The sequence below is a fragment of the Sphingomonas sp. Xoc002 genome (assembly GCF_050408055.1).
GTDB lineage: Bacteria > Pseudomonadota > Alphaproteobacteria > Sphingomonadales > Sphingomonadaceae > Sphingomonas > Sphingomonas yabuuchiae.
Window position 1 is genome coordinate 2,337,467 of sequence record NZ_CP191175.1, and the last position, 20,034, is coordinate 2,357,500.

Annotated in this window: 23 protein-coding genes; 12 read left to right on the forward strand and 11 right to left on the reverse strand. The window is 65.4% G+C overall.

The genetic code is table 11. The annotated features are described in order from the left end of the window. Positions 1 to 29: 29 nt before the first annotated feature. From ACQR50_RS10540 to ACQR50_RS10570, 7 genes are all read left to right on the forward strand, one after another. Positions 30 to 512: a hypothetical protein gene (locus tag ACQR50_RS10540; protein WP_428968286.1), complete on the forward strand. Its 483-nt coding sequence runs from the start codon at positions 30 to 32 to the stop codon at positions 510 to 512. Then, the gene (locus ACQR50_RS10545; RefSeq protein WP_380865291.1) at positions 512 to 793 is read left to right on the forward strand and encodes a hypothetical protein; all 282 of its coding nucleotides are present in this window, start codon (positions 512 to 514) and stop codon (positions 791 to 793) included. The genes ACQR50_RS10540 and ACQR50_RS10545 overlap by 1 nt, the downstream gene beginning before the upstream one ends. Before the next feature lie 245 nt (positions 794 to 1,038). Beyond that, positions 1,039 to 1,542, forward strand: a complete 504-nt coding sequence (locus tag ACQR50_RS10550; RefSeq protein WP_428968287.1) for a TIGR02594 family protein — start codon at positions 1,039 to 1,041, stop codon at positions 1,540 to 1,542. Continuing rightward, complete coding sequence (locus ACQR50_RS10555) at positions 1,539 to 1,922, forward strand: DUF6527 family protein (RefSeq protein WP_428968288.1); 384 nt, start codon at positions 1,539 to 1,541, stop codon at positions 1,920 to 1,922. The genes ACQR50_RS10550 and ACQR50_RS10555 overlap by 4 nt, the downstream gene beginning before the upstream one ends. Beyond that, complete coding sequence (locus ACQR50_RS10560) at positions 1,910 to 2,347, forward strand: hypothetical protein (protein ID WP_428968289.1); 438 nt, start codon at positions 1,910 to 1,912, stop codon at positions 2,345 to 2,347. The genes ACQR50_RS10555 and ACQR50_RS10560 overlap by 13 nt, the downstream gene beginning before the upstream one ends. 186 nt (positions 2,348 to 2,533) lie before the next feature. Continuing rightward, positions 2,534 to 4,183, forward strand: a complete 1,650-nt coding sequence (locus tag ACQR50_RS10565; protein ID WP_428968290.1) for a hypothetical protein — start codon at positions 2,534 to 2,536, stop codon at positions 4,181 to 4,183. Beyond that, on the forward strand, positions 4,183 to 4,515 hold the full coding sequence (locus tag ACQR50_RS10570; protein ID WP_428968291.1) for a hypothetical protein: 333 nt from the start codon (positions 4,183 to 4,185) through the stop codon (positions 4,513 to 4,515). The genes ACQR50_RS10565 and ACQR50_RS10570 overlap by 1 nt, the downstream gene beginning before the upstream one ends. 603 nt (positions 4,516 to 5,118) lie before the next feature. Here the strand turns inward: ACQR50_RS10570 and ACQR50_RS10575 are convergent. Continuing rightward, a complete protein-coding gene (locus ACQR50_RS10575; protein ID WP_428968292.1) occupies positions 5,119 to 5,304 on the reverse strand; it encodes a hypothetical protein in 186 nt (61 codons plus the stop codon). 41 nt (positions 5,305 to 5,345) lie between these two features. On the opposite strand from ACQR50_RS10575, the gene ACQR50_RS10580 reads away from it, so the two are divergent. Next, entirely contained in the window at positions 5,346 to 5,633 is a 288-nt protein-coding gene (locus ACQR50_RS10580; protein WP_428968293.1) for a hypothetical protein, read from the forward strand. On the opposite strand, the gene ACQR50_RS10585 is transcribed toward ACQR50_RS10580, so the two are convergent. The 4 genes from ACQR50_RS10585 to ACQR50_RS10600 all read right to left on the reverse strand — a co-directional run bounded on the left by ACQR50_RS10585 (position 5,612) and on the right by ACQR50_RS10600 (position 8,058). Continuing rightward, complete coding sequence (locus ACQR50_RS10585) at positions 5,612 to 5,770, reverse strand: hypothetical protein (RefSeq protein ID WP_428968294.1); 159 nt, start codon at positions 5,768 to 5,770, stop codon at positions 5,612 to 5,614. The two genes, ACQR50_RS10580 and ACQR50_RS10585, sit on opposite strands and share 22 nt — an antisense overlap. Positions 5,771 to 6,062: 292 nt before the next feature. Next, on the reverse strand, positions 6,063 to 7,211 hold the full coding sequence (locus tag ACQR50_RS10590; RefSeq protein ID WP_428968295.1) for a glutathionylspermidine synthase family protein: 1,149 nt from the start codon (positions 7,209 to 7,211) through the stop codon (positions 6,063 to 6,065). After that, positions 7,208 to 7,585 carry a hypothetical protein gene (locus ACQR50_RS10595; protein ID WP_428968296.1) on the reverse strand — a complete coding sequence of 126 codons (378 nt, stop codon included), beginning with the start codon at positions 7,583 to 7,585 and terminating at the stop codon, positions 7,208 to 7,210. The genes ACQR50_RS10590 and ACQR50_RS10595 overlap by 4 nt, the downstream gene beginning before the upstream one ends. Before the next feature lie 104 nt (positions 7,586 to 7,689). After that, positions 7,690 to 8,058, reverse strand: coding sequence for a glycine zipper 2TM domain-containing protein (locus ACQR50_RS10600; RefSeq protein WP_056437916.1), 369 nt, complete (start codon positions 8,056 to 8,058; stop codon positions 7,690 to 7,692). 102 nt (positions 8,059 to 8,160) lie between these two features. Here ACQR50_RS10600 and ACQR50_RS10605 point away from each other — a divergent pair, with 102 nt between their 5' ends. Together ACQR50_RS10605 and ACQR50_RS10610 are read left to right on the forward strand one after the other, a co-directional pair. Further along, positions 8,161 to 8,580 (forward strand): secondary thiamine-phosphate synthase enzyme YjbQ, encoded by a 420-nt coding sequence (locus tag ACQR50_RS10605; RefSeq protein ID WP_428968297.1) that lies wholly within the window; start codon positions 8,161 to 8,163, stop codon positions 8,578 to 8,580. Between the two features lie 125 nt (positions 8,581 to 8,705). Then, positions 8,706 to 9,287: a CC0125/CC1285 family lipoprotein gene (locus ACQR50_RS10610; RefSeq protein ID WP_052811366.1), complete on the forward strand. Its 582-nt coding sequence runs from the start codon at positions 8,706 to 8,708 to the stop codon at positions 9,285 to 9,287. 61 nt (positions 9,288 to 9,348) lie between these two features. Here ACQR50_RS10610 and ACQR50_RS10615 read toward each other — a convergent pair whose 3' ends face one another. The 4 genes from ACQR50_RS10615 to ACQR50_RS10630 all read right to left on the reverse strand — a co-directional run bounded on the left by ACQR50_RS10615 (position 9,349) and on the right by ACQR50_RS10630 (position 13,978). Further along, complete coding sequence (locus tag ACQR50_RS10615) at positions 9,349 to 9,699, reverse strand: hypothetical protein (RefSeq protein ID WP_428968298.1); 351 nt, start codon at positions 9,697 to 9,699, stop codon at positions 9,349 to 9,351. Between the two features lie 250 nt (positions 9,700 to 9,949). Further along, the gene (gene secA, locus ACQR50_RS10620; RefSeq protein ID WP_428968299.1) at positions 9,950 to 12,694 is read right to left on the reverse strand and encodes a preprotein translocase subunit SecA; all 2,745 of its coding nucleotides are present in this window, start codon (positions 12,692 to 12,694) and stop codon (positions 9,950 to 9,952) included. A 109-nt stretch (positions 12,695 to 12,803) separates the two neighbouring features. Continuing rightward, positions 12,804 to 13,064, reverse strand: coding sequence for a hypothetical protein (locus ACQR50_RS10625; RefSeq protein ID WP_428968300.1), 261 nt, complete (start codon positions 13,062 to 13,064; stop codon positions 12,804 to 12,806). Between the two features lie 77 nt (positions 13,065 to 13,141). After that, positions 13,142 to 13,978 carry an energy transducer TonB gene (locus tag ACQR50_RS10630; RefSeq protein WP_428968301.1) on the reverse strand — a complete coding sequence of 279 codons (837 nt, stop codon included), beginning with the start codon at positions 13,976 to 13,978 and terminating at the stop codon, positions 13,142 to 13,144. 83 nt (positions 13,979 to 14,061) lie between these two features. On the opposite strand from ACQR50_RS10630, the gene argJ reads away from it, so the two are divergent. Together argJ and ACQR50_RS10640 are read left to right on the forward strand one after the other, a co-directional pair. Continuing rightward, on the forward strand, positions 14,062 to 15,288 hold the full coding sequence (gene argJ / locus ACQR50_RS10635) for a bifunctional glutamate N-acetyltransferase/amino-acid acetyltransferase ArgJ (RefSeq protein ID WP_428968302.1): 1,227 nt from the start codon (positions 14,062 to 14,064) through the stop codon (positions 15,286 to 15,288). A 5-nt stretch (positions 15,289 to 15,293) separates the two neighbouring features. Next, on the forward strand, positions 15,294 to 15,905 hold the full coding sequence (locus ACQR50_RS10640; protein ID WP_428968303.1) for a glutathione S-transferase family protein: 612 nt from the start codon (positions 15,294 to 15,296) through the stop codon (positions 15,903 to 15,905). A 228-nt stretch (positions 15,906 to 16,133) separates the two neighbouring features. Here ACQR50_RS10640 and trxA read toward each other — a convergent pair whose 3' ends face one another. Continuing rightward, positions 16,134 to 16,454, reverse strand: a complete 321-nt coding sequence (trxA, locus tag ACQR50_RS10645; protein WP_007404159.1) for a thioredoxin — start codon at positions 16,452 to 16,454, stop codon at positions 16,134 to 16,136. Between the two features lie 52 nt (positions 16,455 to 16,506). Beyond that, a complete protein-coding gene (gene addA / locus ACQR50_RS10650; RefSeq protein WP_428968304.1) occupies positions 16,507 to 19,965 on the reverse strand; it encodes a double-strand break repair helicase AddA in 3,459 nt (1,152 codons plus the stop codon). Positions 19,966 to 20,034 lie beyond the last annotated feature (69 nt).

The following is a 20,034-nucleotide window of genomic DNA, read 5'->3' on the forward strand; positions in this document are numbered from 1 at the left end:
GCCCGAGCGGTCGCGTCGGGGGGCGGCGCATGACCGTCGGAGCCCAGGCCGCCGAGGCCGTCGTGCAGACGGCCGCTGGCGGATCGATCCGAGCGGGTGTCTGGACTGGCGTCATCCTCGCCGCGATCGGCGTCATCTCTCTGGTCGTGCGGCAATGGGGGCCGTGGCAGATCATCGCACGTGACACCCGGCGGGCAGACATGGAGGGGATGGGCCGCCGCATCGCGGATCTCGAAAGCAGACTCGACCGCCAGACCGCCGCGCATGAGGTGAAGCTCGAGCAGGAGCGCGCGCAGCACGCGGCCGAGCTCCAGATCATGCGGCATCGGATGAATAACCTCGACCAGTGCCTGACCATGCTGCTGGCGCTCATCGAGCTCGACCCGGCCAAGGCCCGGGAGTCGGCCGCCCGCGTCCGCCAGATGCGCGAGCGTCAGGAAGCGCTCGAGGTCGCCGAGAAGGGCGCGATTGCCGCCGCCCGCATTGCCTCACCAACCACGGAGGAAACCTGATGTCCGACGTCGACCGCCATTGGCGTTACGTGATCGCTCTGGTGCTGATCATCGGTTACCTCGCGCTCGCGGGCGCTGCGTTCTTCCACGAAGTCCCGGCAAACAACACCCGCTTCGTCGATGGCTATTTCACGGGTCTCGGCCCGATCGTCGGCGCGGCTGTCGCTGCGGTGCTCCAGGTCGGCAAGGGTAGCAGCGCACAGCAGGAGGCTAACCTAGCTACTGCGCTCGATAAGCTGCCGCCCGTGACAGCTACCGCCGAGCCCAAATCCGAGGGCTGATCAAGTCGCCCCGCTCGGGGTGGTGGTGAGCGGGGCGACCTGTTGTCCGCCCAGCCTGCTGGCCGGACGAGCCATGCTTATGACGGCGCGCACTTCGAAATGGTTAACGGGCGGCATCTGGCTATCGCAGGGTCTGCCGTTCTCAGGACGGCAGACCCTGCGGCCGGTCCCATCGGGGGATGACCAACCGGCGCGGCTTCATATCAACGGCATTCTCCGCCGTCTTTAGCAAAAAGGATTCTGACATGACCGAACCGACGTGGCTGACCGCCGCGCGGGCGAAGCTTGGCGTGCGCGAGACGCCCGGCCCCGCAAATAATCCGACGATCATGGGCTGGGCGAAGACGCTCGGGGCCAAGGTGTTGGGTATCGTCTTCAATGCGGACAGCGTGCCGTGGTGCGGTCTCTTCGCGGCGAAGTGCATCGCCGAGGCGGGCCTGACGCCGCCCCCGATCGCGATCCGGGCGAAAGCCTGGGCGAGCTGGGGCAAGCCGCTGGCCGCGTCGGCGCTGGCCCCCGGTGCGGTGCTGGTCTTCGAGCGGGCCGGGGGCGGGCACGTCGGCTTCTATGTCGGCGAGGATGACGCCGCATACCGCGTGCTTGGCGGGAATCAGTCGGACGCGGTGACGATCACCCGCATCGCCAAGGATCGGTGCATCGCGCGACGGTGGCCCACCGACCTGCCCGTGATCGGCAAGCCGGTGAGGCTGATGGCCTCAGGCGAACCTCTGTCGAGGAATGAGGCATGACGAAGCTTCTTTCGCCGGTTCTGGCCGATTATGGTGAGCATCACGTCGCTTTTTGGTGCCCTGGCTGCCATTGCAGCCACGTCCTATCGGTTTCCGGGCCGGGGGCAATCTGGGGATGGGATCGCAACGTCGATCGCCCAACCTTCACGCCGTCCGTGCTGTTTCGGTCTGGTCACCATATCCCCAGTGAAGCGGGCAAACGGTGTTGGTGTGATGCCAACCGGGAACGAGTGGCGGAAGGCAAAGAGCCCTATGGGTTCTCCTGCGGCGTCTGCCACTCCTTTGTGACCGATGGGCGCGTCCAGTTCCTTGGGGACTGCACGCACCACTTGGCGGGGCAGACGGTAGACTTGCCGGAGTATCCGCAATGTCGTGGCTGATCCTGCTCCGCCGGTTCTGGCCCGCCCTAGTCGTGCTGGCGCTCGGCCTATGGGCGGCAAGGCTCGATCATCTCCGGGCCGATCATCTCCAGACGCTGACCAACGAACGCGCCGCCTGGTCTGCGGCGATCGCGAGCGGCGAGAAATCTCGCCTCGCCGATGAGGCGCGCTTCTCTCAGCAGCAGGCCGCCGCCGCCCAGACATATGCCGCCGCCCTGGCCGCCCGCCAGCCCCTCATCATCCACTCGAAAGACACGGTGACACGCTATGCGCAGACTGATGCTGGTCGCGCTCTGTGTCGCGCCCCTGACCGGGTGCGCGACATCGACGCGCTCGATGCCCTACTCGCCCGAGATCCCGCCGCCCCCGGCCGCAGCGGGCGAGCCGTGCCGCCCGACGGCACAGCACCGCCAGCCGGACGGTAGCGCCAGCGCGGCGGACGATGACGCGACTATCCGGGACGGGCGCTTCGACCTCGCTGCCTGTGATGCCAAGCGCCAGCTTCTCTGGGACGCGTGGCCGCGCTGACGCGCGCGTGATGCAGCGCGGGTCGCAATCCCTTCCTCGCCAGCCCCGTCGGCGGCGATCCTCCTGAATTCTGGAGCTTCTCGATGAAGACCATTCTGCTGTTCGATCCGCGCTTCCCGCTCAATCACCCGCGCCGCCTGACCGTCGCCGATGAGATCGCTTCTGCAGCGGTCCGGGCTGGGGTTGCTGCTGCTGCGAATCCCAGCGAAGCCGGAGCGCTAGCTGTAGGCCCGCAGCTCAGCCAGGCCGACATGACCGAAGTCGTCTTGCAGCACGGCGCAACCAACGCCGCCCTGGCGAGGGTCTTCGTCCCGTTGAGCGTCGCTCAGGTTGGCGCGGGGCTTGGCATGCTCGCGGCCGTGTCGCGCCCTATCGCTGGCACGATACCGTCTATCTTTCCGCAATTTCCAGTTGGCACCAAGATCAGCGTTCTCGGTGACAGCACAGTTGCTCACGGGACCTTCGGTGCAAGCCCTGGTGATAAGCTGGTCCGCAAGCTCAATGCGGGTCACTACGAGGTGGCGCAGGCCCTGAAGCCACGATTCGCCATGGAGGAATGGCCGTCCAATACGACCGCCCGCGACAATGCCGCCGCGGGGGGCAGCAGCAGCTATACCAAGCAATGGGTCGACGGTGGCAATCGCGCAGTGTCGGGCTCGCCTGTCAGCTTCCACGCCGGCCTCTTGCCTTCCACTTTGGCGATGGGGGCCCCGATCCTCGCCTATTCGGCGACAGTCAACAGCGCTGCGCTGCCAAACGCCGAGCAGACGATCATCGACCAAATTCTGATGCCCGCTATCAATGCAGGAAAGTATGTGCTGGTCGGCACAATGCTGCCCTGGGCAGCTAGTGGCACCGGCCTCGATACGCCTGCAAACGTCGCTTCGCGTATGCGCATCAACACTGCATTGCGCGCTTGGGCCGCGTCGGTCGGGCCGACAAAAGCGCTGCTGCTGGATTGGGATATCCCCTTCCCACTCGATGGCAGCAATTACGCTTCATCGGACAATTTTTACGATACGCTGCATCCCAATTCGCTGGGCGCGGCACGACTGTCGCTGTACCTGAACAGCCGCCTGGACCTGATCCTCCCGAGCGACAATCAGCTTCTGGCCCGGATCACCCCGAACAAGCAGCCCAATCCGACGTTTACCGGCACCACGGGAACAGCCGCAGGCACGGTATCGGGGCAGGTCCCGACTGGATATCGTCTGATCAACGCATCCGGCACCGTATCCACCGCTGTCGCATCTCTCGAGGCGAATGCCGCAACCGGTGGTCAGTCGCTTGTCGTTACAGTGCAGCCCGTGTCCGGCAGCATCGCCGAAGAAGGCTTCAATTTCACCTATGGAACGGCGGGCACAATCCCGGTGTCCGATATGGCTGGGCAGTATGTCGCCACGTATTTCGAGGTGGAAGTTCCTGCCAGTCCTTATGTCGGTGTCCCCACGGCTTATCTGTATGACGCGGGCAGCACGATGGAAGCTCGCGCTCTCGACCTCGACAGCACCTATGGCAATAGTAGCAAGTCGGACGGATCGGCCAAGACGTTCTGGATCGCGACAGACCCTGTATTGGTGGGTGCGTCGTCTACCGGACCTAATGTGACGCTGCGCCTTCGCCTTCGCGGCGCAGAGGCCTTTGCGGCGGGCGCCGCGCCAATCACTATCAAGATCAAACGGGTTTGGACCGGAGTTGTTGGCGATCCCAAACCACGGTGGAGCGCCAGCTGATGTCCCATGCCTGCCCCCATTGCGGAGCCGACCAGCCCGATCGCGTGGAGCGGTTCGGTTTGATCGTCCAGCGGGATCCGGGGGCAGTCTATTGGAAGGGCATCCGGTACCACCGGCCGCCCGGCGAGGTGGAGACGCTTTACCACCTCGTCCGGCGTGGCCGAGTCTCGCATCTCACCCTCGCCATGCTGACGGTAGGAGAGGATGCCGAGACCGATGTGGCCAAGGTGCGGATATGCAGGCTGCGCCGCTGGCTGCGCAGCCTGGGCGGAGAGGTGATGATCGTCACAGAGCGCGGCTGGGGGTATGTGCTGGAGCGTCCGCAGGCCTGACGTGTAAGATCGCGCCCCTCATCGTGGCGGCTACCATGCAGCGGTAGAATAGCTGGCGTTAGCATGCATGCTACCATACATCTCTAACCGTCCCTGCTCTGCTTCGGCATCAGGCTTTGCAGAGGGGCGCCAAGACTAAACGAATGGCTGCATGCTAGTTGTGCAGCAAATCTTCTGAATTTATCTTACACTCAAAAAGGTAAGGCGATTTTTCAACCTTAAGAATTTTAATAGTGCCCCTTGGAGGATGCGGCGGCAATCCACTAATCTCTGTATTATGCGTTAAAATACCGGAGACAACCATGCGATAACTGCATATATATGGCCCACCTCCATCTTCTGTCTCAACTTTCTCGTAGGCCGATATACAGGATTGACAATCTTCCGCAGGTTCAAGTCTATAAAGCTTTTGGGGATCTGACAGAAATGCAGCACTCTTAGGCCCATCGTCAAAGTCAATAGCAATCAAGGGCTCAGAAGTGAATGTCCTTTGTTTGTTATTGCAGGAGCACAGGGTCCCGGCTGCACAAAACGCCAAAATAATTCGCATCAGCTGCATTGGATACTTCCCCCACCTTCTAGGGCGGTTTCCTACCAGGTCGCTCAACCGAGCAGAGCCAATTTAGCGGACACCGCCATTTCCCGCATCTTAGCCTGCCAATAGGTGCCTGCATCGCTCCATGGCGTTGCAATCTCGAATTCGCCCATACGACTGTCCCATAGCTTCTCAGCCAGATACTCGATGAGCGCCTGATCGTCATTGCTGGTGCAGAGGCGGCAGCGTGCCATGGCAGGTCCCTTGATTCTTTGTTCCCGTTACGTTCCATAGCATGATGCGCCGCCATCATCGAATCGTCGTCGAACTTTCCGTCCAGGTCCTTCGCCAAGCCATGATCGAGAGCGGTGAGCGCCGGTGTGACACGATCCCGGTCCGCCTCGCCCTCCGCTGCCTACTGTCCCACTGCCCCGAGCGCTGGCCGCTGACGACGTTCTGGGAATCGGCCGGGCAGTCGAATGAGATCGGGCGCGCCCAGGGCGTGACGGCGGCGTTCAACGGGATCGTGCGCCAGTTGCGCCGCTCAGGGGTGTGGCGCGATCAGGACCACCCGGCGACATAGCGTATCGCACCCCAGGCGCTGGCGATCAGACCCGAGGCGGACAGGACGGCGAAGCCGCCGAATTCGAGCCAGATCTCGACCCGCTCCCATCGGCTCGGGGTCTGGTCATCACGCCCGGGCGGGCTCGGCTGGACCATGTTCGAGGCGTCCCGAATATGCTCGGATCTGGGGCGGTGGCGGCGCATCGTTATGCCTCAGCGAGGGGCGAGCGCTCGACGCTAATCACAGGTGATTCGCGGGTCCAGCGGCATTATGACAAAACCAGTATGCCTAAGGGGGTGGCTACCGTGAACAGACGGGGAAAAGGTCAGAAAGCCCCGCAGAAAACTGCCGTTTCCACTCGACTGTTAATCGAGCGGCCGTAGGTTCGAATCCTACTCAGGGAGCCACCGGCGCTGTCTTCTCCCAGACAGCGCCAGCCATGACGGATCAGCCGTCGATCACATGCGGTACGAACCGTGCCGTGTTCGAGGTGATCAGCCCGTCCTCGCGAATGCCCATCCCCACCGGCACGCCCTCCACGACCCAGCTGCCCAGTACCGGAAAACATCCCGGCGCCGCCTCCGGCAGACGGTAGAGCGACTGGTAGATATAACCCTCCTCGCCATAGTCTCCCGCAGTCTCCGCCACGATGCTGCCCGCCTTGCGGATCGAGACGTTTGCGCCCTCGCGCGACAATAAAGGCTTGGCCACCGCATCGCCGCTCGGCACCGAAAAGCTCGCAGGCAGCAGGTTGGGGTGGCCGGGGAACAGGTCCCACAGCACCGGCAGGATCGCCTTGTTCGACCAGATCATCTTCCAGATCGGCTCGATCCAGGCCAGGTCGCCGCGCTCCAGATTGTCGAGCAGCGGCCCGGCAAACTCCTCATGGACCAGCCATTCCCAGGGATAGAGCTTGAACAGCGCCTCGATCCGCATGTCCGCTTCGTCGACGAAGCAATGCGTGTCGTGGTTCCAGCCGATCCGGTCCATCAGGATGGGGATGGTGGTGATACCGGCCGCCTCGGCGGTATCACGCAGATAGGCGGCGGTGACGGCATCCTCGCCCGCCGGGTCTTCGACATGCGCGACATGAAGCGTGGCGGGCAGAGCGGACCCGATCTCGGCCCAGCGGGCGACCAGCGCCTCGTGCAGGCTGTTATACTGGTCGAGCGCGGGGAAAAGTTCTTCCTTCCACGCCCATTGCACGACGGCCGCCTCCAACAATGACGTCGGCGTGTCGCAGTTGAACTCGAACAGCTTCGGAGCACCCGAACCGTCATAGCCCAGATCGAACCGCCCGAAATTCAACGCGGGCGGTTCGGCCTCCCAGGCTTCACGGATCGGGTCGTGGAAGACGGGCGGGATGGCGAAACGGTTCAGAAGCGCGGGGTCGCTGACCACCGCCTCCCCCGCCGCCAGGAACAGGCGGTACAGCTCGCCCGTTGCGCCCTCGATCGTGTCGATCTGGGCGCGGGTGAAACGATAGCAGGCGCTTTCGTCCCAATAGGGCCGATCGCGCCCCTCATGCCAGATCAGGCCCAGCGCCTCGACCTTGGCCTGCCAGTCGGGTCGCGGGGTCAGTGTCTGGCGAATCATGCGTGGATGCTGCCGAAGCGGCGCGCCGAGCTGCCGAAGCCGCCACGGCTGACGGCGGCGGACCGGGTCATTGCGCTACCGGGCGGTGCATAGGCATAGCGGCCACCGGTCGCGGCACGGAAGCTGCCGCCGGTCGCGCGTTCGCCGAACCAGGGAATGGCGCGGCCGCGACCCAGAAAATACCAGAAAGCCCCGCCGCCGCCGCCCACGCGATGCTGGCGACAGCGATCGTCGGGCAGGCGCACACCCTGTGCATCGGTGCAGATCGCCGTGTCGCGATCGGTCGTCCAATTGTCATCGGCTTTGGCGCGATTACAGCCGCTTGCCAGCAACGCCGCCGCCATCGCGGTCGTCAGTCTCAGATCAAATGCCATATCGGCCCTCCCGCGCGCATCATGATGCAGGAGCGTCGTCCTTGGCCAGAAAAATGAAAGGGCGCCGGTGAACCCTGTCACCGACGCCCTTTCTCTCGCCGAACTTAGCGGCAGCGGACCTTGCCGCGATCGATCGAACGGCCGAGCAGCGCACCGCCGCCTGCGCCCAGCAGCGTGCCCAGCGTACCGCCGCCGATCACATTGCCCAACACGCCACCGCCGACCGCGCCGACCACCAGGCCGGTCGTGCCGTCATTGCGCTTGCAATAGGTCCGGCCGTCGCGACCACGATAGATCTGGTCTTCGCGGCTGAGGCGACGCTCGCGATGGTTGCCGCGACGGTAATCGCGCGAGGCATCCCAATCGTCACGATCGCCATGCCAGCGATAGTCACGATCCTGGGCGACGGCGGGCGTCGCGGCGATAGGCGCGGCAACAGTAACGACGGCCAGAGCGGCGAGCAGGGCTTTCATGGCAGGTCTCCTTATCTTCAAGCCCGCACAACGCGCTTGCCGCGAACCTGTTCAATTCCAGCGCGACTGGCACCGACAGGACCGGTCAGGCATTGAGGAGCGATGCGCCAAGCCACCACCATCATCACCGTCGACACCCATGGTCAGGGCCTGACCGAGATCACCCGGCCCGTCGCCGCCTGGGTCCGCGAACAGGGCATGGACGAAGGGCTGTTGACCCTGTTCTGTCGGCACACCTCCGCCTCGCTGATCATCCAGGAAAATGCCGCGCCCGAGGTGAAGACCGACATCCTCGATTATTTCGCCCGCATCGCGCCCGAGGATGCCCGCGCCTATGCCCATGACGACGAGGGGCCGGACGACATGCCCGCGCATCTGCGCAGCATCCTGACCGGTGTTCACCTGTCCATTCCGCTGATCGGCGGGCGGCTGATGCTGGGGACATGGCAGGGCATCTATTTGTTCGAACACCGCCGCGCACCGCATCGGCGGCAAATTGCAATCCATATGGCGGGCGTGTGACGCACTATTCATCGCGGGAGCCAAACCGTTCATCGACCGTTCTGCCGGGATAGGTTAGACCGGCGCCAGCTACAGGGCTGTTGCCGTCCGGCCTGGTCGAGCGGCAAGGAAAGGAAGAAGTGTCCATGCAATTCGGTCGGAAGATCGCGCTCGCGCTGCTCGGCGCCAGCACTTTGATGGTCGCGGGATGTGCGACCGAAACCACCTATCGCCCGGCAACGGGTTCGGGCTTCTACCGCACCGGCTATTCGGACCAGCAGCTGGAGCCGGGTCGCTTCATCGTCAGCTTCGCGGGCAACACCGTGACGTCGCGCGACACAGTCGAGCGCTATCTGCTGTACCGCGCGGCCGAGCTGACGCTGGCCAATGGCTATGACTATTTCGTCATGGCCGACCGCGACACGCAGCTGCGCTCGCGCACCTATTCGACGCCGGGTGCCTTCGGGCCGGGCTTCGGTGGCTGGGGCGGCGGCTGGTGGGGTCCGTCGTGGCGCTATTATGGCCGCGGCTTCGGCTGGCGCAGCTGGGACCCGTTCTGGGGTGATCCCTTCTTCGGCAACAACATGGATATCAATACCATCGACCGCTACGAAGCGACGGCCGAGGTCGTGATGCGCAAGGGTCCGATCCCGCGCGACAACCTCCGCGCCTTCGACGCCCGTGCGATCGTCTCGACGATCGGGCCGACGGTGGTGATGCCGAAGTAATTCGGCCAAGGTATCGGATCATGGGGCGGTCACCTTTGGGGTGGCCGCCCTTTTTCTTGATTTACGGGCGACCGCCACGCACCCGGCGTGCATTGACCATGCCGCGCAATGCCTCGGTGCGGACCTGCAACTCGCGTTCCTCGGATGGTGATAGTCCGTCCTGCCCGAAGCGGTCCCCCAACGCACCGATCGCGGCATCCTCACGCTTGAAGGATCGGGCCTCGGCGCGCGATATGTCGCCGCTGCGCCGTCCCTCACGGATCGAGCGGCGAATGTCGCGTCGGTCGGCCGTGACGCTCGGCTGGTTGGGCATGGCGAGGATATCGGAGGGTGGCCCGGCGCTGACGAACTGCGCAGGCGCGGCAGCGGGTAGTGAGGCTGTTAAGACGGCCAGCAGCGCATAGTGCTTCATGATTGATCCTCCCTGTCGGCTGAGGATCGCCCTTGGTAACTGAACAAGACCTGTCTGTTTTATATATCCTCCCCGGTACGGGGAGGGGGACCATGCGAAGCATGGTGGAGGGGGCTTTCCCCGAGAGACACGCAATGAGGAACGCCCCCTCCGTCAGGCCTTCGGCCTGCCACCTCCCCGTACCGGGGAGGAACAGAAAAGGCGGCGAACCGAAGTCCGCCGCCCTTTTACGCTACCGATCGAAAATGGATCAGGCCGTCACCGCTCCGTGGCAATGCTTGTACTTCAGGCCCGAGCCGCACGGGCACGGCGCGTTGCGGTTGACGCGACCTTCCCACTGCGAAGGGTCGGTACCGAGGTCCATGCCCTCGGGCTGCGGGATCTGCATCGGCGGCATCTGCGGCTGGAGCAGCCCGCGCGCGGCGGCGTCCCAATCGTTCGTATTGTCCTCGCCGGTGAACGGATCGAAGTGCGAGGTGATGAAGTCGGGCAGCTCGGGCAGTTCCGGCGGCGCCTGCAACTGGAACTGGGCATAGGCGATGGTGCGCGTCACATCCTCGCGGATATTGTCGAGCATCCGCTGGAACAGCGAAAACGCCTCGTGCTTATATTCGTTGATCGGCGTCTTCTGCGCATAGGCGCGCAGGTGGACGACCTGGCGCAGCGCGTCCAGCGTCGCCAGATGCTCCTTCCAGTGATGGTCCAGATTCTGGAGCAGGATCGACTTTTCGACGCTGGTCCAGGTGTCGGGCTCCAACTCCTTGGCCTTGGCCTCGACCATCGCATCGGCCTCGGCGGAGACGCGCTCGAGGACGATCTCCGGGTCGATCGCTTCCTCGGTCATCCAGTCGTCGATCGGCGGCTCGAGGTTCAGCAGGTCCTTCAGCTGCTGCTTCATGCCCGCGACATCCCACTGCTCGGGATAGCTGTTGGGCGGGCAGGCGGTGCCGACGATCGCATTGACCGTCTCGGCACGCATGTCGGCGACGACCTCGCCCACCGTCTCGGCATCCATGATGTCGGCGCGCTGTTCGTAGATGACCTTCCGCTGGTCGTTCATCACGTCATCATATTCGACGACCTGCTTGCGGATGTCGTAGTTGCGCGCCTCGACCTTCTTCTGTGCGGTCTCGATCGCCTTGGACAGCCACTTGCTGCCGATCGCCTCGCCATCCTCGATATTGCTGCGCATCATCTTGGCGAACAGCGTGTCCGGACCGAAGATGCGGAGCAGATCGTCGTCCAGGCTGAGGTAGAAGCGCGACAGGCCCGGATCGCCCTGACGGCCCGAACGGCCGCGCAGCTGGTTGTCGATGCGGCGGCTTTCATGGCGTTCGGTGCCCAGCACGAACAGACCGCCCGCTTCCAGCACCTTCTGCTTTTCGGCGACGATCTCGGTGCGGATGCGGGCGGCCGCCTCCTCATATTCCGGCGTACCCTCGACCAGATCGGGATGCTCGTCGAGCATCCGGAATTCCAGGTTGCCGCCCAGCTGGATGTCGGTGCCGCGACCCGCCATGTTGGTCGCGATGGTGACGGCGCCCAGACGGCCCGCCTGCGCGACGATATGCGCCTCCATCTCGTGGTAGCGGGCGTTCAGCACCTTATGCGGCACGGCTTCCTGGGTCAGGAATTCGCTGAGCAGTTCCGACTTCTCGATCGACACGGTGCCGACCAGCACCGGCTGCCCCTTGGCGGCGTGGTCGCGGATCTTCTTGGCGATCGCCAGGAACTTGTCCTGCGTGTTCTTGTAGAACTCGTCCTCCTCGTCGACACGCGCGATCGGCACGTTGGTCGGGATGGTGACGACGTTGATCTTGTAGATGTCGTAGAATTCGCCCGCTTCGGTCGCGGCGGTGCCGGTCATGCCCGAAATCTTCGGATACATGCGGAAATAATTCTGGAAGGTGATCGAGGCCATGGTCTGGTTCTCGGGCTCGATATTGACGCCCTCCTTCGCCTCGACCGCCTGGTGCAGGCCTTCCGACCAGCGACGCCCGTCCATCATGCGGCCGGTGAATTCGTCGATGATGACGACCTTGCCGTCCTTCACGATGTAATCGGTGTCGCGCTTAAACATCATGTTCGCGCGCAGCGCCTGGTTCAGGTGATGGACGACCTGCGTATTCTCGAAATCATAGAGATTCTCGCCCTGGAGCAGCCCGGCTGCCTCCAGCAGTCGTTCGGCGCGCTCGGTGCCGTCCTCGGTCAGGATGATCGACTTCTGCTTCTCGTCCTTCTCGTAATCGTCAGCGGTCAGCTGCTTCACGATCGCATCGACGCCGATATACAGCTCGGACTTGTCGTCGGTCGGGCCGGAGATGATCAGCGGCGTGCGCGCCTCGTCGATCAGGATCGAGTCCACCTCGTCGACGATCGCATAGTTGAAGGGGCGCTGCACCATCGACGAGCGCTCATACTTCATATTGTCGCGAAGATAGTCGAAGCCGAACTCGTTGTTCGTGCCATAGGTGATGTCGGCGTCATAGGCCGCGCGGCGCTGCGCATCGTCCAGATTGGGGATGATGGTGCCGGTGGTCAGGCCCAGGAAATTATAGACCCGGCCCATGGTCGCGGCGTCGCGGCTGGCCAGATAGTCGTTGACGGTCACGACGTGCACGCCCTTGCCGGGCAGCGCGTTCAGATAGGTGGCGAGCGTGGCGACCAGCGTCTTGCCCTCGCCGGTGCGCATCTCGGCGATTTCGCCCCGGTGGAGCACGATGCCGCCGATCATCTGCACGTCATAGTGACGCTGGCCCAGCACGCGACGCGCAGCCTCGCGCACGGTCGCGAAGGCTTCGGGCAGCAGGCTGTCGAGCGTGGCGCCGTTATCGAGCTGTTCGCGGAACTTCACCGTCTGCGCGGCGAGCTGTTCGTCGGTCATCGCCTCCATCTCGGGCTCGAAGGCGGCGATCTTGGCGACGGTCGGCTTGAGCGACTTGACGTAACGGTCGTTGGACGAACCGAACAGGGACTTGGCGAGGCCGCCGAACATAAGCGATTTCCTGACTGAAATATCGTGAGATGGGCGCAGCGCCGGTCGAAGCGGGGCGCGCGCGACTGCAATGGCAAGGGAATGGGGTCGGCCACGGCCGACGCCGGGGCTATTCGCGCCGACGGCCCATGAAGATCGCGGCAACCGGCCGGGGCGTGACGGCCCGGAACATGCCGAGAGGTCCGGCGCTATCCACCAGCGCAACGAGCGTCTGCACCGGTCGCGTCGCGGCGCGGGCAACGGCGGCCTGCTTGGCAGCGGCCACGATGCAGCGCTCGGCAACGACCCCACGCGCCTCCTGCCCACGCGCACTCGCACCCACGCCGGTCAGCGCGGACAAAAGAGCGGAAAGGAGCAGAAGCAGGTTCATGCGAGACTTGTCTTAGGCAGATACGCGCGGCGCGTCCATCCGTTGCATGGTCGCAACCGATAGAGGCCGAGGGGGCATCAAGGGCGGGGTGGCAGGATCTGATAAACCCATTGCACTTGGTCATAACCCGACTTGGGTACATTCTGATCCTTCACAAACGCTCTTCCCACTTCGCAACGCGTCGGCCCATGCGGCACACCGCCCCCACCCAGACTGATCGACACGCGACAATCAACCGCCTTGCCCGTCGCATCGATCGCGAAATCGACCCTATAACGCTGAAGGACGACCGCTCCTTCGGGAACCTCATCGTTGATCACTGTTCCGTCATCGAAAATGCGATGGGTAAACCCCATGTAACGGAAGCGTGGCGGGGTCCTGCTGCCACTATGCTCCATGACCGCCTTTTGCAGCCCCGCGACCGACGGCGGACAGGGTACGTTGGGAATCACGTTATGGCCCGGCATGGTATATACCCGGCAGTCGCTCACCCGACCATCAGCCTCGACGGTCAGTTCCGATATCGTTGACCCAGAACGGGCGGCCTCATGAAATTCAGTATCACCGCTGGGTAAGCTCCAGCGAACGCGAAGAGCAAAGTGGCCGATCATCGCTTTGCCGCGTTTGTCCTTTGCGGCACGAAACAAATCGGCGCGCGACATGACGATCCGGCACGTTTGCTCGTCCAACGCCGTCGACGCCGACTCGAGTATTTTGCAGCCGACCACCAGCCCATGCGCATCGATCGTCAGATCAGCGACGACCAAGCCCTCTTCCCGTCCCCGCAAAGCCGCCGGGGGATAGTTTTCCGGGGCAAAGGCAGCGGCCATATTACCGATCAATTCGGGCTTGGGGCCGTCACCCGCAGTAGCCACCATCCCTTGCCCCAGCAACGTCAGCGCCAGCAAGATCATCCCCCGATACCCCCCAATCAAAATCGCTCGCCTCCCGTATCAACCCGTTGCAGCGCGCGCGCGCAAGCGGCAAAGCACGGGCCATGAGCATCGCCACCTCTCCCCTCGCCCAGCCCTTTCCCGCTTTGCCCGCGATCGACGGCGTGACGCTGCGCATCGCCCGCGCGCAGTATAAAAAGTGGGATCGCTGCGACCTGACCTTCGTGACGCTGCCCGAGGGGACCAGCGTGGCGGGCGTGCTGACCACCAGCAAATGCCCCAGCCCGGAGGTCGAATGGTGCCGCAAGGCGCTGGTTCTGGGCCAGGCCCGTGCGCTGGTCGTCAATGCGGGCAATTCCAATGCCTTTACCGGCCACCGGGGCCGCGCCGCCGTCGAGGCCATCGCCGCGCGCACCGCCGCCGCGATGGAGTGCCAGCCCTCGGACGTGTTCGTCGCCTCGACCGGGGTGATCGGCGTGCCGCTGCCTATCGACAAGGCGGAGGCGGGCCTCGACGCCGCCTTCACCGCCGAGCCCTGTGGCTGGGAAGACGCCGCCGCGACGATCATGACCACCGACACCTTCGCCAAGGGCGCAACGACGACCGCCGTCGTCGATGGCCGCACGGTGACGCTGGCGGGCATCATCAAGGGCTCCGGCATGATCGCGCCGGACATGGCGACGATGCTGGGCTTCATCTTCACCGATGCGGCCGTCGCGCCAGAGTTCCTGCAACGTACCCTGGGCGCCGCCAATGGCCGCAGCTTTTCGTGCATCACGGTCGATGGCGACACCTCGACCAGCGACACGGTGCTGGCCTTTGCGACGGGTAAGGCGGGCAATGCGCCGCTGATCGACGACGAGAGCGACGGGGCGGAGGCCTTCCGTGCGGCGCTGGCCGATCTGTGCCATCAGCTCGCGCTGCTGGTCGTGCGCGATGGCGAGGGTGCGACCAAGCTGATCAAAATCCGCGTCGAGGGCGCGGAGAGCGACCGTTCGGCGCACCGCATCGCCATGTCGATCGCCAACTCGCCGCTGGTGAAGACCGCGATCGCGGGCGAGGACGCCAATTGGGGCCGCGTCGTCATGGCGGTCGGCAAGGCGGGCGAACCGGCCGAGCGCGACAGGCTGTCGATCCGCTTCGGCGAGACGCTGGTTGCTAAGGACGGCTTGGCGGTCGAGGGCTATGACGAAGCGCCCGTCGCCGCACACCTGAAGGGACAGGAGATCGCGGTCGGCGTCGATCTGGGCCTGGGCGAAGGCGTCGCGACGGTTTGGACCTGCGACCTGACCCACGGCTATATCTCGATCAACGCCGATTACAGGAGCTGAAGCCTATGCTGACCATCTGGGGCCGGATCAACTCGCACAACGTCAAGAAGGTCGTCTGGCTGGCCGAGGAGATGGGGCTGGCCTATGACCGGCGCGATGTCGGTGGCCCGTTCGGCATGGATGAGGCATACCGCACGCTCAACCCCAATGCGCTGATCCCGACGATCGAGGACGACGGCTTCGTCCTGTGGGAGTCGAACAGCATCCTGCGCTATATGGCGGCGACGCGGGGTGGCGAGGATTTCTATCCCGTCGATCCGCAGGCCCGCGCCTCGGTCGAGCGGTGGATGGACTGGGGCTTCACCTGGGCGGATGCGATCCGGCCGATCTTTTTTCAGATGGTCCGCACGGCCCCCGAAGCGCGCGACACCGCGCTGATCGAGCGGAGCGTGGCACGGGCGGCGGGGTTGTCCGCGATCCTCGACGATGTGCTGGCGCGGCAGGAATGGTTGTCGGGTGATTCGTTCGGCGTCGGGGATATTCCGGTCGCGGCCTATGCGAATACGTGGTTCCAGCTGCCGGTCGAGCGGCCTTCGCGGCCCAATCTGGAACGCTGGTATGCCGCGTTACAGGACCGGGCGCCGTTTCGCGACGTGGTGATGATCCCGTTGAGTTGAACCCAATAAAAAGCCCCTCCCGCAGGCGGGAGGGGTTTGGGGAGCGGAGTGCCGCGAGCGCTGATCTCGGTGAGACCTCCTGCCCTCCCCCATCCCCTCCCGCTTGCGGGAGGGGCGTGCTTGAAGGCGCGCGAAGGGTTCTACAACCTACCGCTCTTCTTCCTCCCCTCCCGCAGGCGGGAGGGGATCGAGGGGAGGGAAAGGTGTCTCACCGAGACCGTCTAAACCTTAAAGCGCGCCTTCGAGCCAGGCCTTGATCCGGCCCTTGGGCTCGGCACCGACCTTGGTCGCGGCGGCGGCACCGCCCTTGAACAGGATCATCGTCGGGATGCCGCGCACGCCGTAACGGCCCGGCGCGTCGGGATTGTCGTCGATGTTCAGCTTGGCGATCGTCACCTGCTCGCCCAGTTCTTCCGACAGCTCTTCCAGCGACGGGCCGATCATCTTGCACGGTCCGCACCACTCGGCCCAGAAATCGACCAGCACCGGCTTGTCGGAGTTCAGGACGTCCGCTTCGAAGCTGGCGTCGGTGATCTGCTTGGTTGCCATAGTCTCAATACTCCTTGGATTGCCATCCATCTAGGACGCGCGCGTCGGTCGCTCAACCACCGAGCGCCAAGCTTTGCTCCCGGTCGCGATAGCCGGGCTTGTGCGCGGCCAGCAGCGCATCGGGCACGGTGATCAGGCGAGGCCCCGCCGTGTAGAGCAGCGCCACCGATACGCGCCGACCCGGAAAGATCACCTCCAGCGCGGCGGCATAACCCGCCATCTGCGCCAGATGGAATGCGGGCACATCATCGATCCCGCCGGGCGCGCGCCGCCCGGTCTTATAGTCGATCAGGCGTATCTCGTCGGCATCGATCAGCAGCCGGTCGACCCGACCCGACACCACGAGCCCATTGGCCAGCGTCGCCGCGATCGGCGCTTCGGCCAGCGAACCCGGCCCGAACAGCGGCGCATAGGCCGGATCGTCGAGGATCGCGAAGACCGCCCCCGTCACATCGGCGCGCATGGCCGCATCCTCGACCCCCGCCGCCTGGGACAGCCAGCGCTCGGCCGCCCCACGCCGCTGCTCCGGTGCCACCGGCGGCAGACGTTCGAGCAGACAATGGATCAACCGCCCCCGCTCGGCGGCGGCGCGCATGGCGGGCGTGGGGGGCGGATCGGCGACCATGTCCTCGCCCAGCTGCGACGGTGCAAGCGGGCGCGGCGGCCGCGACTCCTGCGGCGCGGGCGCATGAACCCAGTCGGGCAGCCGCGTCTCCTCCCGCGCCGCCGCCACGACCATAGTGCCGGGTCGGGCCGCGACCGGCGGCTGTGGCAGGGTGCCGAGGAACTGGCGCGACTGACCGTCGCCCGGCTCGACCTCGGGCACGCCCAGCGCGGTCATCGCCCGTGCGCAGGTCGCGTACCAGCTGTGCATCGGCGGTACGCCCGCCGCCCGCTTGCCCAGCGCCCCCGCGACCACCAGTTGCTCCTCCGCCCGCGTCGCCGCGACGTAGAAGAGCCGCCAATGCTCGGCCAGTTCGCGCGCGGCGATCTCGGCGGCGACGGCATCCAGCGGCCCGCCCCGTTCCTCGGCACGCGGCGGGAATACCGGGATCGGCAATGCCCCCGGCTCGGGCGTCCAGCGCAGGATCGAACGAGGGCTTGCGGTCGGATCGGCGGTCGCGTCGGCCAGGATGACAAGCGGCGCCTGCAACCCCTTGGAACCATGCGCGGTCATCACCCGCACGGCATCGAGCGGCGCGGACGGATCGCGCACGATCTCGACATCGCCGCGATCGAACCAGTCGAGGAACCGCTGGAGCGAGGGCGTCGTCGTGCTTTCGAAGGTCAGCGCGGCGTTGAGCAGTTCCTCGATCGGATCGCGCGCCTCGGTCCCCAGCCGCCGGATCAGCTTGCGCCGCCCGTCGAGCGGCCCCGACAGCAATTCCTCCAGAAACTGGTAGGGCGTCGACACATCGGCACGCGCCAGCATCTGGCGGAGCGGGGCCAGATCGTCGGCGGGCAAGGTCCGCGTCAGATGCGCCCAGAGCGATCCGCGCGCCCGGTGCCCGGCCGCCATCAACCGATCCTGCGACCAGCCGATCAGCGGCGACACCAGCAACGACGCCAGCGACAGGTCGTCCTCAGGCTGAAGCGCGAACCGCACCGTCGCCAGCAGATCCTGCACCGCCAGCGGCGCGTTCAGCCGCAGACGGTCGACACCCGCCACCGGCACTCCCTCGGCATAGAGCCGCGCGACGATCAGCGAGGCGAGGTCGCCGCGCCGCTTGACCAGGATCATGATGTCCTGCGGCTCCAGACGGCGTCCCTTGCTCTCCAGCATGATGCCGTCGTCCAGCCAGCGACGGACGGCGCGCGCGATATCGGTCGCCACTTTGCGCACCGCATCGTCGATCCAGCCCTCCTCGTCCTCGTCGCTACCGCCCGCCACGACCGGCGGCCAGAGCGTGACGCGGCCGGGGCCCTTCACCTCGCTCGCATGGCGCTCCACTTCGCCCGCCATGCCCATGCCCGGCTCGCCCAGCGCCTCGATGGCGGCATCGACGAACTCGAGAATCGGCGTGGTCGAGCGGAAACTGTGGGTCAGCGACAACTGGTTGAACGGCAGGCCGCGCTCTTCGGGCGGCCATTCGTCGTCGCCCGCCACCTCGTCCGCGCGGCGCGAGAAATGCAGCTCGGCCGCCTGAAAGTTGATCGGGTCGGTGCCCTGGAAACCGAAGATCGCCTGTTTGTGATCGCCCACGGTGAACAGCGTCCGAGTAGACGGCGCATAGAGGCCGCGCCCGACAAAAAACTCGTCCGCCAGCGCGCGCACGATCCGCCACTGATGCGCGTTGGTGTCCTGCGCCTCGTCGATCAGGACATGCTCGGTCACCTGGTCGAGCTTGTAGCGGACCCATTCACCGATGCCGGGCCGCTCTAGCAGCTCGACGGTGGTGCGGATCAGGTCGTCGAAATCGACCGCCCCGATCGCGCGCTTCGACAAGGTATAGGCGCGCGCATAGTCACGCCCCACGCTCAGCGCATCGGCGAGCAGATCGGCATGACGCGCCCGCGCCGCCAGACCCAGCAAATGGCGGCAGGTCTCACCCAGTTCGCGCGCCATGTCCTCATAATCGGGATCGGCGTCGGTCAGCTTCTTTGACGCCTTGCGCGGTTCGCCCTTGGCGGTGAAGACCGTGCCCATCAATTCTTCGAGCAGCGCAACCCGCCCCGCCCGGTCGCTGCCGATCCAGCGCTCCAGCGTCGTTGCCGCCTTGTCGCCGGTCGTGGTGCCCCAGGCGCGGTTCGCCCCCGCCAGACGCACGACCATGTCCTCGTCGATCTCCTCGACACTCTCGGCAATCGCCTCGTCGATATCCCCAGAAGGCAGATCGAGCGCGCGGCGGAGCCAGGGCTGGATGCCGGTCGGCAGCGCCTCCAGCGCACCCGGCGCGCGGGCGCAGGCGGCGAGGAAGCCCTCCGCCCCGCCCTCGCCCAGCCGCAGCGAGAGTGCGCCGACCGTCTCGACCGGGCCGACACGGCCCTCGCGCTCGGCGGTTTCCAGCATCCGCGCCAAGGCCTCACGCGCCAGCACGGCTTCCTCGCGCGCTTCCAGCGGTCGGAAGCCCGGCGCAAGCCCGGCCTCGACCGGGAAGGCTGCGAGCAGCCCCTGGCAGAAGCCATGGATGGTCTGGATGCGCAGCCCGCCGCCCGGCGCGTCGAGCACGCGGGCGAACAAGGTCCGCGCCCGGTCGCGCAGGTCCGGTGTTGGCGTTTCGCCCAGCGCCTTCAGGTCGCGGAACAGCTCGGTCTCGGGCATCCGCACCCAGGCAGCGAGGCGGCCATTGATCCGCTGCGCCATCTCCGCCGCGCCCGCCTTGGTGAAGGTCAGGCACAGAAACGCCTCGGGCGCGACACCGCGCAGCAGCAGGCGAAACACGCGGGCGGCGAGCACCTGCGTCTTGCCGGTGCCCGCCGAAGCGGACAGCCAGACATGCGCGGCGGGGTCGCTCGCGGCGGCCTGATCGCCTTTCAGCGGGGGGAGGTTGGCCATGGGACGGGCGCTCATGCGGCATGCTCCGGGCCGCGAGAGTCCCGTGCGCTTCGACTTCGCTCAGCGTGAACGGAGGTAGGACCC

Coding starts and splice junctions, on each gene's coding strand:
- ACQR50_RS10540 (WP_428968286.1), top strand. CDS start 30: ATGACCGTCGGAGCCCAGGCCGCCGAGGCCGTCGTGCAGACGGCCGCT.
- ACQR50_RS10545 (WP_380865291.1), top strand. CDS start 512: ATGTCCGACGTCGACCGCCATTGGCGTTACGTGATCGCTCTGGTGCTG.
- ACQR50_RS10550 (WP_428968287.1), top strand. CDS start 1,039: ATGACCGAACCGACGTGGCTGACCGCCGCGCGGGCGAAGCTTGGCGTG.
- ACQR50_RS10555 (WP_428968288.1), top strand. CDS start 1,539: ATGACGAAGCTTCTTTCGCCGGTTCTGGCCGATTATGGTGAGCATCAC.
- ACQR50_RS10560 (WP_428968289.1), top strand. CDS start 1,910: ATGTCGTGGCTGATCCTGCTCCGCCGGTTCTGGCCCGCCCTAGTCGTG.
- ACQR50_RS10565 (WP_428968290.1), top strand. CDS start 2,534: ATGAAGACCATTCTGCTGTTCGATCCGCGCTTCCCGCTCAATCACCCG.
- ACQR50_RS10570 (WP_428968291.1), top strand. CDS start 4,183: ATGTCCCATGCCTGCCCCCATTGCGGAGCCGACCAGCCCGATCGCGTG.
- ACQR50_RS10575 (WP_428968292.1), bottom strand. CDS start 5,304: ATGGCACGCTGCCGCCTCTGCACCAGCAATGACGATCAGGCGCTCATC.
- ACQR50_RS10580 (WP_428968293.1), top strand. CDS start 5,346: ATGATGCGCCGCCATCATCGAATCGTCGTCGAACTTTCCGTCCAGGTC.
- ACQR50_RS10585 (WP_428968294.1), bottom strand. CDS start 5,770: ATGGTCCAGCCGAGCCCGCCCGGGCGTGATGACCAGACCCCGAGCCGA.
- ACQR50_RS10590 (WP_428968295.1), bottom strand. CDS start 7,211: ATGATTCGCCAGACACTGACCCCGCGACCCGACTGGCAGGCCAAGGTC.
- ACQR50_RS10595 (WP_428968296.1), bottom strand. CDS start 7,585: ATGGCATTTGATCTGAGACTGACGACCGCGATGGCGGCGGCGTTGCTG.
- ACQR50_RS10600 (WP_056437916.1), bottom strand. CDS start 8,058: ATGAAAGCCCTGCTCGCCGCTCTGGCCGTCGTTACTGTTGCCGCGCCT.
- ACQR50_RS10605 (WP_428968297.1), top strand. CDS start 8,161: ATGCGCCAAGCCACCACCATCATCACCGTCGACACCCATGGTCAGGGC.
- ACQR50_RS10610 (WP_052811366.1), top strand. CDS start 8,706: ATGCAATTCGGTCGGAAGATCGCGCTCGCGCTGCTCGGCGCCAGCACT.
- ACQR50_RS10615 (WP_428968298.1), bottom strand. CDS start 9,699: ATGAAGCACTATGCGCTGCTGGCCGTCTTAACAGCCTCACTACCCGCT.
- secA (WP_428968299.1), bottom strand. CDS start 12,694: ATGTTCGGCGGCCTCGCCAAGTCCCTGTTCGGTTCGTCCAACGACCGT.
- ACQR50_RS10625 (WP_428968300.1), bottom strand. CDS start 13,064: ATGAACCTGCTTCTGCTCCTTTCCGCTCTTTTGTCCGCGCTGACCGGC.
- ACQR50_RS10630 (WP_428968301.1), bottom strand. CDS start 13,978: ATGATCTTGCTGGCGCTGACGTTGCTGGGGCAAGGGATGGTGGCTACT.
- argJ (WP_428968302.1), top strand. CDS start 14,062: ATGAGCATCGCCACCTCTCCCCTCGCCCAGCCCTTTCCCGCTTTGCCC.
- ACQR50_RS10640 (WP_428968303.1), top strand. CDS start 15,294: ATGCTGACCATCTGGGGCCGGATCAACTCGCACAACGTCAAGAAGGTC.
- trxA (WP_007404159.1), bottom strand. CDS start 16,454: ATGGCAACCAAGCAGATCACCGACGCCAGCTTCGAAGCGGACGTCCTG.
- addA (WP_428968304.1), bottom strand. CDS start 19,965: ATGAGCGCCCGTCCCATGGCCAACCTCCCCCCGCTGAAAGGCGATCAG.